Annotated in this window: 15 protein-coding genes; 8 read left to right on the top strand and 7 right to left on the bottom strand. The window is 42.7% G+C overall.

From position 1 onward, the window contains the following. Window positions 1-126 precede the first annotated feature (126 nt). From MHH92_RS25335 to MHH92_RS25325, 3 genes are all read left to right on the top strand, one after another. The gene (locus MHH92_RS25335) at window positions 127-1,125 is read left to right on the top strand and encodes an NADP-dependent oxidoreductase (RefSeq protein ID WP_340907782.1); all 999 of its coding nucleotides are present in this window, start codon (window positions 127-129) and stop codon (window positions 1,123-1,125) included. Between the two features lie 61 nt (window positions 1,126-1,186). Further along, window positions 1,187-1,765: a TetR/AcrR family transcriptional regulator gene (locus tag MHH92_RS25330; RefSeq protein ID WP_127548134.1), complete on the top strand. Its 579-nt coding sequence runs from the start codon at window positions 1,187-1,189 to the stop codon at window positions 1,763-1,765. Window positions 1,766-1,850: 85 nt separating this feature from the next. Then, window positions 1,851-2,633 (top strand): SDR family NAD(P)-dependent oxidoreductase, encoded by a 783-nt coding sequence (locus tag MHH92_RS25325; RefSeq protein WP_340907074.1) that lies wholly within the window; start codon window positions 1,851-1,853, stop codon window positions 2,631-2,633. Between the two features lie 18 nt (window positions 2,634-2,651). Here the strand turns inward: MHH92_RS25325 and MHH92_RS25320 are convergent, their stop codons facing one another. Genes MHH92_RS25320 through MHH92_RS25300 form a run of 5 tightly spaced genes read right to left on the bottom strand, consistent with a single transcriptional unit; the run spans window position 2,652 to window position 6,231 of the window. Continuing rightward, complete coding sequence (locus tag MHH92_RS25320) at window positions 2,652-3,251, bottom strand: class I SAM-dependent methyltransferase (RefSeq protein ID WP_340907071.1); 600 nt, start codon at window positions 3,249-3,251, stop codon at window positions 2,652-2,654. 34 nt (window positions 3,252-3,285) lie between these two features. Beyond that, complete coding sequence (locus tag MHH92_RS25315) at window positions 3,286-4,329, bottom strand: sensor histidine kinase (protein WP_340907780.1); 1,044 nt, start codon at window positions 4,327-4,329, stop codon at window positions 3,286-3,288. Window positions 4,330-4,378: 49 nt separating this feature from the next. Then, complete coding sequence (locus MHH92_RS25310) at window positions 4,379-5,059, bottom strand: response regulator transcription factor (RefSeq protein WP_340907069.1); 681 nt, start codon at window positions 5,057-5,059, stop codon at window positions 4,379-4,381. A gap of 57 nt (window positions 5,060-5,116) precedes the next feature. Beyond that, a complete protein-coding gene (locus MHH92_RS25305; protein ID WP_340907067.1) occupies window positions 5,117-5,683 on the bottom strand; it encodes a class I SAM-dependent methyltransferase in 567 nt (188 codons plus the stop codon). Between the two features lie 44 nt (window positions 5,684-5,727). Then, the gene (locus MHH92_RS25300) at window positions 5,728-6,231 is read right to left on the bottom strand and encodes a DedA family protein (RefSeq protein WP_036605709.1); all 504 of its coding nucleotides are present in this window, start codon (window positions 6,229-6,231) and stop codon (window positions 5,728-5,730) included. An 856-nt stretch (window positions 6,232-7,087) separates the two neighbouring features. On the opposite strand from MHH92_RS25300, the gene MHH92_RS25295 reads away from it, so the two are divergent. Continuing rightward, on the top strand, window positions 7,088-7,675 hold the full coding sequence (locus MHH92_RS25295; protein ID WP_340907066.1) for a sigma-70 family RNA polymerase sigma factor: 588 nt from the start codon (window positions 7,088-7,090) through the stop codon (window positions 7,673-7,675). After that, window positions 7,662-8,411, top strand: a complete 750-nt coding sequence (locus tag MHH92_RS25290; RefSeq protein ID WP_340907065.1) for a DUF3600 domain-containing protein — start codon at window positions 7,662-7,664, stop codon at window positions 8,409-8,411. Before MHH92_RS25295 ends, MHH92_RS25290 begins: the two co-directional genes overlap by 14 nt. 73 nt (window positions 8,412-8,484) lie before the next feature. Here MHH92_RS25290 and MHH92_RS25285 read toward each other — a convergent pair whose 3' ends face one another. Beyond that, on the bottom strand, window positions 8,485-9,360 hold the full coding sequence (locus tag MHH92_RS25285; RefSeq protein ID WP_253503212.1) for an AraC family transcriptional regulator: 876 nt from the start codon (window positions 9,358-9,360) through the stop codon (window positions 8,485-8,487). A 108-nt stretch (window positions 9,361-9,468) separates the two neighbouring features. Between MHH92_RS25285 and MHH92_RS25280 the strand changes: the two genes are divergently transcribed. Together MHH92_RS25280 and MHH92_RS30645 are read left to right on the top strand one after the other, a co-directional pair. Beyond that, entirely contained in the window at window positions 9,469-10,626 is a 1,158-nt protein-coding gene (locus MHH92_RS25280) for a Gfo/Idh/MocA family protein (protein WP_340907062.1), read from the top strand. 327 nt (window positions 10,627-10,953) lie between these two features. After that, window positions 10,954-11,316 (top strand): AraC family transcriptional regulator, encoded by a 363-nt coding sequence (locus MHH92_RS30645; RefSeq protein ID WP_354437672.1) that lies wholly within the window; start codon window positions 10,954-10,956, stop codon window positions 11,314-11,316. A gap of 131 nt (window positions 11,317-11,447) precedes the next feature. Here MHH92_RS30645 and MHH92_RS25275 read toward each other — a convergent pair whose 3' ends face one another. Further along, entirely contained in the window at window positions 11,448-11,768 is a 321-nt protein-coding gene (locus MHH92_RS25275) for a winged helix-turn-helix transcriptional regulator (protein ID WP_036605715.1), read from the bottom strand. Between the two features lie 415 nt (window positions 11,769-12,183). Between MHH92_RS25275 and zwf the strand changes: the two genes are divergently transcribed. Next, a complete protein-coding gene (gene zwf, locus MHH92_RS25270; RefSeq protein WP_340907059.1) occupies window positions 12,184-13,638 on the top strand; it encodes a glucose-6-phosphate dehydrogenase in 1,455 nt (484 codons plus the stop codon). Window positions 13,639-13,929: the final 291 nt, after the last annotated feature.

The following is a 13,929-nucleotide window of genomic DNA, read 5'->3' as shown; positions in this document are numbered from 1 at the left end:
TACATAAGTTTAACTACTTATTTACACGATAACAGCGATTGGAGGGGTGTTCTGTCATCGTAGTATCAGTGTAAATAATCTTTAGTTCAACTTATGTAGTCTATAAGCAAAGGAAGAGGATAAATGATGAGAGCGGCTCAAATAAAGAAATACTCCAAAAAAATCCAAGTGGAACTCAATAATATTGAGATACCTCAAATTCAGAGCCATGAGGTCCTTGTCAAAGTGAAAGCTGCGGGTGTAAATCCGCTGGATATCTTGAATATGAATGGCAGTGTTCGGATGATTGCCGACTATACGTTACCTTTAACTTTAGGGAATGAATTATCGGGTGTTATTGAAGCTGTCGGTGATGATGTTTTGAATTTTAAAGTGGGGGACTCGGTTTATACCAGATTGCCACTGAATAAAATTGGTGCTTTTGCTGAATATGCGGCCGTACATGAGGATGCTTTATCCATGATGCCTGAAAATCTGTCTTTTATCGAAGCTGCTGCGGTACCCCTTACTGCCTTGACCGCGTATCAAGCATTGCATGATGTACTCCGAGCTGAACCGAATAAAAAGTTGTTTATTCCAGGCGGAACGGGTGGATTCGGGGCAATGGCCATCCCGATTGCCAAGTCTATGGGATTAACGGTGATTACAAGTGGCAGTGAACGGGGCAGAGCACGTAGTTTATCCATTGGAGCAGATCAATTCATTGATTATAAGACTGAGCGTTATGCTGACATTCTGTCCGATATCGATTATGTCATTGACACTTTGGGTGCGGACGAGATCAAAGCTGAATTGAGCATTTTGAAACCACAGGGGAAATTAGTCTCTTTGAAGGCTGGACCCAATTATCGCTTTGCAGTGGACAGTCAATTCCCGTTGTGGAAAAGAGCATTGTTTGGTCTCGTAGGTGCACGCCTGGATTCTTTAGCGCGTAAGAATCAAAATGAATATCGTTTTTTATTTGTGCATTCCAGTGGGATCCAATTGCAAGAAATCACTTCTCTTGTAGAAAAAGAAGACATTAAACCTTCGATCGATTCTACGTATACGTTTGAGGACATTGAAAAGGCATTGATCAAAGTATCAACGGGTCACTCTCAGGGCAAAGTCATTGTTACCTTTTAAAGGCTCGTTAAGATCATGCTCATGCTATTTAATGTTCGTTTTCTGAACAGGAGGGAAACCAATGGCGAGAAGCAAAGAGTTCGAAGAGTCTGTTGTACTGGATAAAGCGATGAGACTTTTTTGGGAACAAGGTTACGAGAAGACGTCTATGACGGATCTGGTTAATCATATGGGAATTCATCGTAAAAGCTTGTATGACACATTTGGTGACAAACATACCTTGTTTCTAAAGTCAGTAGATCTGTATGATCACAAAATCAGCTCCGCTCTTGCAGCAGGCGTAAAGCGTTCTAAAACGGCAACGGAAGCACTTCAGTTTATATTTCTTTCTTTAATTCATGGAGAGGAATCTCCAGCATCAGGCTGCTTCATTGTTAATTCGACGGTAGAATTGGCGGCACGCGATGAAGACATGAACAACCGATCGACGGAGATGTTTGCAAATACGGAGAAACTAATCAAGGACATTATGGTGTGGGGACAGCAAGAAGGTGAATTCACAACGGAGTACAACGCCGAGGTATTGGCGGAATATCTGCATAACGTAAGTATTGGTTTAAGGGGGATGGCCAAGACTTCGATGACCAAGGAAAAACTGCTTCGTATAGCGATGCTATCCATGGATCTCATACTAAGGTAGTCCATTTTTTACTATTATAGAATGTTCATTCTAATTGATGTTCCAGATGAAACATATGTTATAGAAAAGAGAGGCAGGTAACGATATGAGAAAGACAGTTCTAATCACAGGGGTATCGGGTGGGATCGGTAAAGAGTTAGCTGATCGGTTTGCCAAAGGTGGACATCATATTGTGCTGGTAGCACGAAGCGAGGGTAAAATACAGGATCTAGCTCAGGAGTATCAGAAAAAGTATGGCATTCAGGCAACGGTTATTGCCAAAGATGTAGCGGCACCTGGGGTACCACAGGAGATTTATCATGAGCTGAAGGAAAAGGGCATTGTTGTTGACTATCTTGTCAACAATGCAGGTTTCGGTCTGTTCGGGACGTTTATGGAAACGGATATGGAACAAGAAGTTAATATGATTGACGTGAATATCAAGGCTTTAACCGTCATGACAAAGCTATTCTTGCCGGATATGATCCAACGTGGGCAAGGCGGAGTGATGAATGTGGCTTCGTTGGTAGGTTTTTTCCCTGGACCGATGATGTCGGTATATTATGCAACAAAGGCATACGTGCTATCATTCACCGAGGCTTTGGAGAATGAAGTAAGCGGAACGGGTGTTACGGTAACGGCACTGTGTCCAGGCCTGACATCTACCGGATTTGTTGATCGTTCGGGTATGGGTGTCTCGAAGATGCTGCAAGGCCCAATCATGGAAGCTGGACAGGTGGCGCAAGAAGGGTATCAAGGCTTCTTGCGTGGCAAGACATTAATTATGCCTGGTGCTCGGAACCGATTCATCGCGTTTATGCCGCGGTTGTTGCCGCGTAAGATGATGACTCGCATAATTAGATCCTCACAGGACAAGACAGGACATTAAACATATAAAGAGGATAAATCAAGTCTTCCTCAAGTCGATCGGTTCACGCTGTCCTTCATCTTGTCTTTTACGACAAACATATACATAAACAGGAGGGAAGCTGAAGGGCACAAATTGAATTTTCTCCATCTCAAATAACTCAGCTAATTGTTTCTTCATATGAAGGGAGTACTGGTATAACACTAATGTGCCTCCAGGTCGGAGCGCTGTATCGATCTGTGACAGGATGTTTTGTCTCATTTCTCTGGAAAAATTAAAAAATGGCAGTCCGCAAATGATGCTATCCAACTGATGGATATATTCTTGATTGATCCTTTTTAATAGATAGGATGCATTGGAATGGAACATGAATTCAGGATATGTTTTCTTCAGATTACTTCTCATTTTGGGGTCTCTTTCAAATAAAAACACGGTTGCAGATTTCGGTAAATGTGATCTTATGAGACGTGTGATGGCCCCTGTTCCTGGCCCCAGCTCAGCAATGGTTCTTACCTCATCCCATCGTACAGACTGGACAATTTTCTTTGCCAAATATTTGGAACTGGGCAGGAGACTGCCTACTCGTTTGGGGTTCCTCAGAAATCCTTGCAGAAAAAGAAGTGGTTCGAATGTTTTCATCGCGGTATCCTCCATTATCAATGCTATTGATGTTTCACTGGATGTTAGAAGGCAAGCTTAATTGGAATATAAATACGTTACGCGTATGTTTTAGTGTTAAAGTCCCCTGATGTAAATCCGCAATGTTTCTCGCAATAGAAAGTCCCAGACCAGATCCTGATTGAATACCTTCGCTATTCCTCGAATAATCCACCTTATAAAAGCGATCAAACAGTCTGTTTTTTTGTTCTATCGTTAGTGGTATGCCTTTATTTTCTACTTCAATGGTAACGTGATTATGCTGCACACTCATTCGAACATGAATCGTGCCCGGTTTAAAGGAATACTTTAGTGCATTCATGAGGAGATTGTCGATGGCTCGAGCGATCTTATCACTATCCAGGGAAACCATGATTGGAGCATTACCGAGTGTTTTTTCAATACGAATCCCATGCTCCTGAGCTAAAGGTTCGAATTCAAACAACAATTGGTCCAATAGCTGACAGAGGTCAACATTTTTCAAATTCAATTGGGTGTTCACTTCGTTAAGACGCGTATATTCAAATAAATCATCGAGTAACTTCATCAAATGCGTTGCTTTGTTATAGGTATTTTGGATGAAACGATCATACTCTGCTTTGTCTTGAAATGATTCTGATTTGAGAAGCTCAATATAGCCAATTATGCTGGTAAGCGGTGTACGCAGGTCATGTGAGATACCAGTGATCATGTCCATCTTGGATTGCTCCAATTCACGTTCTTTAGCAATCTGTTGCTTTAACTGTTCTGTCATATGATTGATGTTGGAAGCAACGCGTCCAAGTTCATCTTGTCGATTAACGGGCACCCTGTAATTCAGATTTCCTTCAGATATGATTTGAAGCCCTTGCTCTAATGTAATGAGATCTCTCACAATTTTTCGTGTGGAAAACAAAAAAATTAACGTGAAAATTACGATGAAGATTGGTGTTAGAACGTAAGGAAAAATGTAGAGAAGCGAAGGCCAATTAAATCTTTCACTAATTTTTGCGGCAGCTATGATCAACATATTATTTACACCCACAGAGCCAACAAACGAAATCAATAAACTGATCAACATTTGATATAGGATGTTAATCTGTATCTTTTTTTTAAACTGTGGTAATCGTTTAATCAATTTTATATCCCACTCCCCATACCGTTTTAATGTACTGAGGTTCCCGCGGATTTACTTCCAATTTCTCTCGCAGGTTACGAATATGAACCATCACCGTATTATCCGAATACCCGTAAGGTTCCTTCCATACGGTTTCGTAAATTTTCTCGGAGCTAAATACTTGTCCAGGATGGCTGGCAAGCAGCACCAGAATGGAAAACTCCAGTGGTGTAAGCGAAATGTCATTATCTTGGAGCTTCACAGAATGTTTACTGGTATCAATGACAAGGTCCTTGATCAAAATAAGTGAATTGGACTCTGGTTTTCCAATCAGTGTTTGACGTCGTAACTGAGCTTTAACGCGAGCCAGCAATTCTAGCGGATTAAACGGTTTGACCATGTAATCATCAGCCCCGGTAGTCAGGCCAGTGATTTTATCAATGTCATCTTCCTTGGCGGAAAGCATTATAATCGGAGTGGCTGATACTTCTCTTATTTTGAAGCAGGCTTTAATTCCATCCATAATGGGCATCATAACATCCAGAATAACGAGTTGAACCGATGTTGTTTTGATAATATTTAGCGCTTCCTCACCATTGGCTGCTTCAATGACATGATATCCTTCGTTACGTAAATAGACATGAATGACATCACGGATATCGGGTTCATCATCAACAACGAGAACGGTATTCATAATTCAACACTCCTTAAAAATTAGGATAACATCAGTGTAAACGATAGTCTGGAATGTTTAAATTGTTTCCTTTTTGCGACAGACATAAACGAACGCAGGTGGGATATTCAAAGGCACTAATTCTATTTTTTCGATGATAAAGTGTTCGGATAATGTTTTTTTCATTTGGAGTGAATATTGAAAGGCGATGAATAATCCTCCAGGTTTGAGTGCCTTATAGATCTGGTCTACCAACGTATTTCTTAATTCAGGCTCAAAGTTGAAAAACGGCAATCCGCTAAAAATGTAATCCAGTTGCTGAACGCCCTCTTGATTCATGGATTCTACCAATCGAGCGGCGTCTGGATAACAGGAGAACTCCGGGTATGCCGTCTGAAGAGTATTCCTCATCGTTTCGTTCATCTCAAACAATAGGACTTTGGTGGAATCCTGTACTTGTTGATGAATATAACGAGTGATAGGACCTGTACCCGATCCAAGCTCGGCGACTGCTTTTGCCTCTAGCCAAGAGGCTTGCTTCACCATTTTACTTGCGAGAAATCGGGAACTGGGTATGATACTGCCAACATGTTTAGGGCTTTGCAGAAAGCTTTTCAAAAATAAAATGGGTTCATTAGAATTCATATTTGTGGTTCCTCCATATATGTGATGGTCTGTTATCAAACCAGTTAGAAATGGAATAATTGCAGCGTAGATAGAATGGGACCGCCGAAGTAAGTTCCTGCTGTAAAATAGGTGATGGTCCATAACAAAGCACTGGAATAGGAGATAAGAGCAAATTTTCTATACTGCACGCCACTGAGTCCCATCACCAAAGGGAGAACATATCGCACGATTGGAATGAACAAACCGATGCACATCGCCCAATTGCCACTCTTATTCAGAATCAGTTCAGCCTTGACGAAGTGTTTATGATGCTGGAATCTGTGTTTTATCTTGGGTCCAAATAACTTCCCTGCAAAATAAGCAAAGGTAATGGCCGTTAATAGTCCTGATAAAATACAGAAGTATGTGATCCATGAATTGATAACTCCTGTGTGACTCAAAATGGCACCGCTGATAATCGTGATCTCATTTGGAATTGGAATTCCGAAAGGCCCTAATGAGAAGGCAAAATAAAAAATCAGATAACCATACTGATGAAGTAGCTCTAAGATCGTATTACTGATCATTGTTTTGCCTCCTCTCTTGTTGATATAGCAATCTTAATGAAAAAAACTAAGGAATTAATGAGCATAAATCTGAAGAAAATCTAAAGAATACATAAGCAAAGCCAAACAACTGCGTTCAAGAGAAAAAGCCTTGCCAACTTACTAGCAAGACTTGAACAGGTAGAACTATTCAGGAGCGGTGATCAAGTGATATGAATTTCTGAATATCAAATAAAGTTTGTCTCAAAAAGGAACATATAAGCGAGTTCGAGTTGATTACCTATATCTTTATCTGCAAGGAAGAGGATGATCAAAGAAGAGCCGAGACGTCATAATGACGACTCAGCTCTTTTTTTATGTCCCAGGGGATCAGACTTCTTTGAATCAGCTTATTGTAGGAAGTAGAACCATCTGAATTTGGTACCAGCAACAAAAAACAAAACAATCCATCCCCATAAAAACAACAAACGTAGAGGTCGTGGAATCAGGAGATATTCTGAGTACAATTTGCTGAAAAGTTTCATTACAGTAGTGACCACCCCTGCTAAGTTACTCCCTTATATCCGCTTTCGAAAGAAAAAGAGACGATAAGATAACCAATATCCCAATAAGTCTGTATACCGTGGCGTAGGCCTCGAGTTAGCTTCTGGCGATTATAAATCCGACGATCGATATAGATAATAGCAAAAGACCAAAGGGGATCTTATAACTCAGATGCAGAACCTCCAATTATATCAAAATTAGGTATATTATATCATGATAAACATCAGAGGCTCTTTTTGTATCAGATTCAGCCATACCTACTCATTCAATAAATAAATCGAACGATATGATGCTGGCATGCCAATATATAGTGTAAGGAGGAGGGGAATGGATAATGAGTGAACAAGATGAGTACATAGAACTTGTAACGTTAATACGGGCGGGGCAGGAAGAAGCATATGGAGAATTATATGAGAAAACAGTGACGAGGATATATCAAACTGTGCGATTTCTCATCAAGGACAAGTCTGACGCGGAGGATGTGGTACAGGAGATTTACATTCAGGCGTATCGATCATTGGCGCGATATGATGCGGAGCGTGCTTTTCGTCCCTGGTTGATGGGGGTGACGATGCGACAGGTTCAGAGTTATCGACGCAAAAGATTGATGCAGTTTCGGTTTGGTAAGCGGATCGAGAAATCTGACGTTGGACTAGAATATGATTTTTCCACTGATCTGGTCAACAAACTGGCAAATCGTCCTCTGCTGGAAGAGGTGCACCGTTTGCCGTACAAGCTGCAGCAGGTGGTTACACTTCATTATTTGAATGAATACACGCAAGAGGAGATTGCTGGCATATTGGAGATTCCGCTTGGAACCGTAAAATCGCGCATACATGCGGCGCTGGCGAAGTTAAGACAGAAAGAGAAGATGAATCCAAGATTGCGGGGAAAGGTGGAGGATCTGCATGAAACTCGATGAACAGTTGCGAAGAGCCTACCAGGAAGAGACCAATGATTGGTCCGTTCCTGCGAGAATTAAACATAAAATGATGGATAGTATTCGAAATGATTCACACATCAGAAGAAATCGAAAAAAATGGCTGGTCACTGGGCTATTAGCAGTTGTGCTCGTTATTCCCACCGGAGCCTACGCAGGATACACCTATCTCGCAGACGGAATATATGGTTCACAGGAGAATATCAAAGCTATGGGGGGAACAGCTGAGGATTATATGAGGTTGGAAGCAAAGTTGCAGATGGCCAAGGCCCATTTCAGCGAAGAAGAATTTGTTCAATATATGGACTTGCTGAAGCAATTAGGGCAAATGGCCGTGAAGTATGCCGATTCTCAGGGCAATATGCATCCAGAGCAGTGGAGTACAGTGGAGCAGGAACGATATAACCTTCTTGTAGCTGAGTTGGAACCGTTTTTTGAGAAGCTGGAAGCTGTGAGTGTAGGGTCCTCCAAAAAACTGATGGACGAGCAGCAATTTTGGACGGAACAGTTGGAACAGGCAGAGAAGACATTCACCAAGGAACAATATCGTGAGTTCAAGTCTGTCTATGAACAAATGAAAAAATACAAAGTTATGGTGATGGACAAGGATGGAAGTACCCATGAGGAACGATTGTCAGCGGAACAGAAGGATGATTTAAGGCAGCTAGAGAGACGCCTAATTCCCTATTTGAAACGGTTGGAGCTCAATGTGCGTTGAATCGGGTGAACTGTGAAGAGGAGCAGAAGCGGAGAAGTGAATTCTTTCGCTTCTTTCTTGTTGTTGTGATCCATTACTTCCTCCCCTGCACCTTCAGCCGATATTGATGTGGTGTAGAGCCTGTGGTAGAACGGAATACTTTGCAAAAGTAAGAGGGGCTGGTCATACCGACACGGTGACCGATTTCGGGAACGGTGAGCGAGGACCGAGTGAGCAGCACACAGGCATGACGAATGCGGGTGGCTTGAGCATAAGCAACGATTGTGGTTCCGGTCGCTTTTTTGAAAACATGAGACAGATGATAGGGAGATAAATGAAGTGTATCTGCGATATCCCCCAAACGAAAAGGCTCATGGTAATGCTGTTCAATCCATTGCATGATGGCTTCGGCATGAGGGTGAAGAACGTTTGCACTGGACGAGAGTACATCTTGGGAGCGGTGTTGCTGCCCCTCCCGCCAAAGATAGCGAAGTTGTACGAGCAGATCCAATAAAAAGAGGCGTGTATCCTCCTCTACTTCGTGAGGTAGCAGACCTGGATACGAATCTGCATATTGTTCCATTCGTTCAACGAGTGGGGATGTGGCAGCAAGTCGGATGGGCTGAATGGGGGATTGCTCTTCCAGCAGATCCTGTATGAAGTCGTGAGTAACGATAAATTGGGGCCAATGTGCCTTCAGTAGATCAAGTTCAACCATGAGTACATTTCGAATGAAAGGCTGCTGTCTGGATACTTGAATCTGGATGTGGTGCAATTGAAAAGGTCGAAAAATCATGAGCATACCGGGTTCAAGGGAGAAAACCTGACCTTCGGTTATCAACTGCCCATATCCTTCGTGAATATAGGTTATCTCCAGCTGCGAATGAGCATGGAACACTTCGCGAGACGTAGTGTTGGATGTACGACGACAGACCAGATTAAATTGTTCTCCCAGAAAGATGGACTTCATGAATGCCTCCCTTATCATGCGCAAGATAGTTTTATTTTAGCACAAGATGAACGCATAAAAGCGCTTTATTATTGTGTATTGTGAAGGGAATAAGGGAGGTATGCAACGATGTTAAAAGTGGCGATTATCGGAGCAGGTGCTATTAGTGGAGCACATATCTCAGCATATTTGGCATTCCCTGAGCGATGTCAGATTGTTGCTGTGGTCGATATTTACGTGGAAAAAGCACAGAAGCGAATTAATGAATATGGTCTGAAAGGTGCACAAGCTGTCACGGATTACACAGAGTTACTTGCCCTAAACATTGATCTGGTATCAGTCTGTACACCACCGTATACGCATGCTCCCATTGCGTGTGATTTCATGCAAGAAGGCTCACATGTGTTGGTCGAAAAACCGATGGCTTCTTCCCTGGAGGAAGCGGATCTTATGTTGAGAGCATCGCAAGCAAGTGGCAAGTTGTTATCCGTAGTAGCACAGAATCGTTTTACGACACCAATGATGAAGTTAAAAGGTGTGCTGGACAGTAAACGGATGGGACCGATTGTACATGTGCAGGTTGATTCGTTCTGGTGGCGTGGCCACAATTATTATGATCTGTGGTGGCGCGGGACATGGGAAAAAGAAGGCGGAGGCTGTACACTTAATCATGCGGTGCATCATATTGATGCCATGCTCTGGATGATGGGACCTCCAGTGGAACTACAGGCGATGATGGCAAATACGGCACATGATAATGCCGAAGTTGAGGATATATCCATGGCGATGCTTCGCTTCCAGGAAGGGGCGCTTGGCATGATTACCAGTTCCGTCGTACATCACGGAGAGGAGCAACAGTTAATTTTTCAGGGCAAAGAAGCCCGGGTATCTGCACCTTGGAAAGTGGTTGCTTCTACCGCGCGGAATAACGGATTTCCGGAACCAAATCGAGAGTTGGGACACCAGATTCAGAAGCTCGCTGACGAATTACCGGATGTTACTCATGTCGGTCACGCTGGCCAAGTTGAGAATGTGTTAAATGCTATTGAGACAGGATCACCCCTTCTGGTGGATGGCCAAAGTGGTCGGAATACACTCGAACTGATTGTGGGTATCTATAAGTCGGCAAGTACGGGAGAAAAGGTTGTTTTTCCACTAGGAGCGGAAGACGCGTTTTACACAAGAGAAGGAATTATGCAACATGCCGTACACTTTTATGAAAAAAAGACGACGGTGGACAACTTCGAGGATTCGAGTATTACACTCGGGAGGAAGTTGGATTCGTAGTGTTTTCCGTGAAAAGGATGCCCCTCACATAAGTGAGGATGGGCATCTTTTTTTGTACTAGGTCGATTACACCTACATCACCATAAAAAATCAATACACTTGGTTTTTCCATCCATGTAACTCGTATTCGCTTCAAGATCATAATCTCCATAGTCAAGGATTGGATCAATGAGAGCTACAATCAGTCTCGTAGTCGTGTGAGGGAGAATAGGCAGAATCAGTGCTGTTTAGCTTCAGCTTTTGAGCGTGTTGGTTCAACAGAAAGAGGGTGCAAATGTAGCGCTTTTATAGTTAGCGGATTCACGTCATTTTAGACACTTGGAGAAGATGATGTGGTGGATTATAAAGCATTTGGATTATGAGATCAGATTGGGCAAGATGGCGGCAGATGTTCACCTGTCCAAATCGTATGCCTCCCGCATTTTTCATCAAGAAACAGGTAGCAGCATTACGGATTACGTCACAGCTCGAAGGTTGAAGCAGGACTACTTACGCCTTGATATAACAACATTTTCGGTGGAGGAGATTGGCAGACGTGCCAGATTTCCGAACGGATGTATTTCATCCAATTATTTCGCAAATCTGCCGGGACGAGCCCGTTGTATTATAGGCAACAATTTGAACGGTGCAGCAAGCATTAATTTAGTTTGCAAAATAATAGCGTTATTACGTCTCTATATACACAATTAGTATTTACCGTTTGAAGTAAATAAATCCCGGCTGTGGATTGCACTAGCCAGTTGCTAAATGCGATACTCACCTCCGGGATTACACATCGGTAATCTTCAAGCTAAATAAACATTAAGGTTTTCCTCAAGCTGTTACAGCCACTTATCAGCCCAACGTTCCACGGCGCTTAGCGCTCTCCCCAGTTCCGTGCCTTTTCGTGACAACATATATTCAGTTCGAACTGGACGTTCCGTGACCACATGGCGAACCACTAGTCCTTCTTCCTCCAGTTCCTTCATTCGCTCATTTAACACACGTTTGCTCAAGTCAGGGATATAAGCGTGAATCTCACTGAAGCGTTTGGGTTCCTCCATCAACGCATGGATAATGAGGGCTACCCATTTTCGGCCAATGATCTGATAAGATTGTTCCACTTTTGTACATATTTGCTTGGCATTCTCATCATCGCTCATGATTGTACTCCTTTGATTTAGTATTGCTTGTAATATCATTAGTATACTTATTGTAACCTACTTGTCCACAGGCCATATGTGTAAAATGTCACATACCAATTGTTCTTAATGTTACCACATAAAGCGTTATCATCAAATAAAAACCCTATAAACACTGGAGTTCACAGGTTCGACACGATTGTTGACGAATTGTGACGACAGGTGTAATATGGGTAACGTTAATTCAAATGGTTACAATTTATAACCTAAACACAGGTTGTGGAGAGAAGGAATGTTCCATGGTTGAATTCAGGTGCGTTATATAAACGGAGGCAAGGCGGGGACCATACCCACTTATTCCGTCTTTTGTCATGCTTGGATTTGAACATTTTGCAACATCATATACTATACTGCACAGATCACAGGAGGCACTCCAATGGATGCAATGACATTTGTCCTGTTCGGGGCAACAGGCGATTTAGCCAAACGCAAGATTTACCCTGCATTATATAACTTGTACATGGATCAGAAAATGCCGAAATCCTTCTCCGTTATCGGTTTGGGACGACGAGAATTGTCGGATAAGGACTTCCAGGCGAATGTGGAAAAGTCACTGCATGAATTCTCACGTCAGACGCCGGAAGAAGCATCTCAAGTTCGTGATTTCATTGGCGCTTTCCGTTATTGTTCTTTAAATAATACGAAGCCTGAAGATTACACCAAACTGTTGGAATTGGTTCAACAGCGTGAACAAGAGCTTAACATTCCCAAAAACCGTATGTTCTACATGTCGGTGGCACCGGAATTCTTTGAGCCAATTGCATTAAACATTCAAGAAAGTGGCTTGGGTAACACCAAAGGCTGGAAGAAACTGATTATCGAAAAACCATTCGGACACGACCTGCAATCGGCTCGTGATCTGAACGAAAAACTGAGCAATACCTTTGCGGAAGAAGAAATATATCGCATTGACCATTTCCTCGGTAAACCGATGGTTCAAAATATTGAGACGCTCACCTATGCAAATCCGGTGATTCAGGCGTTGTGGTCTAACCGTTATATTGCCAATGTACAAATCACGGCAAGTGAGACGGTGGGTGTTGAAGAACGTGCCGCGTATTACGATCAAAGCGGTGCCCTTCGTGACATGTTCCAAAACCATATGCTTCAGTTGCTGATGATGATTGGTTTGCATTTGCCAAAACGTTGCACACCGGAAGAAATTCAATTCAAAAAACAAAAAATTGCTGAAGCACTTCGTCCGTTGACAAAAGAAAATATCGCTTCTGAAGTTGTTCGTGCGCAATATGCAGCAGGTGAGCTGCAAGGCGCTTCGGTTGTTGGATATCTGGACGAACCTGGCATTCCAGCCGGATCTCAGAATGAGACCTATGTTGCCGCAAGACTTTGGATCGATGATCCGTTCTGGAGCGAGGTTCCATTTTATATCCGTACAGGTAAACGCCTGGCTGAGAAATCCACCCGAATCGTTGTTGAGTTCAAGGCTCCACTGAAGACCGGTCATGAATCCGAAAATACAACGGAACCTAACCTGCTGACGATTGAAATTGGTCCGGGAGAAAGCATCTCGCTTCAATTAAATGCGAAGAATCCATTGAACCATGGTGAAGTGGAACCAATGCATATGACCTTCAATTCAGGTAAACGTAACATCCCTGAAGCCTACGAGAATCTGATCTTTGATGCGATGCGTGGAGATTCCACCTTCTTCGCTCACTGGAACGAAGTGGAGCTGGCATGGCAATGGGTGCAACCGATTCAGGAAGCATTCGAAGCGGGCAGCGTGCCACTGGATACGTACAGTGCAGGTTCGCATGGACCAGAGTCAGCAGATCGCCTGACAGCAGCAGACGGCTACCGTTGGTGGTAAGTGAAACGAAAGAGTGAGCATAAGAGAACACAAATAGTAAAAACAACTTTACAATCCGTTCTGCTCACAAATAATCATTTGCACAAATCCAAACAAACCTTTCCAAGTTAACAGGATATAGAACGAAATGTTTTATTCCCATAGAGCTGCTTGTACTCTTATGCGAGTTTGGATCGAATGATGCAAAATACTGAGATATACAGTAACTATTACGAATCATACCGTTCCAATTTTGCATAAGTCCTTCCGGTTATTGGCCGGAAGGCCGTGAAAATTTTTGAATATAGATTA

Source organism: Paenibacillus sp. FSL M7-1414 (genome assembly GCF_038003195.1).
GTDB classification, from domain to species: Bacteria; Bacillota; Bacilli; order Paenibacillales; family Paenibacillaceae; genus Paenibacillus; species Paenibacillus amylolyticus.
This window is presented reverse-complemented; position numbering and strand designations above follow the sequence as displayed.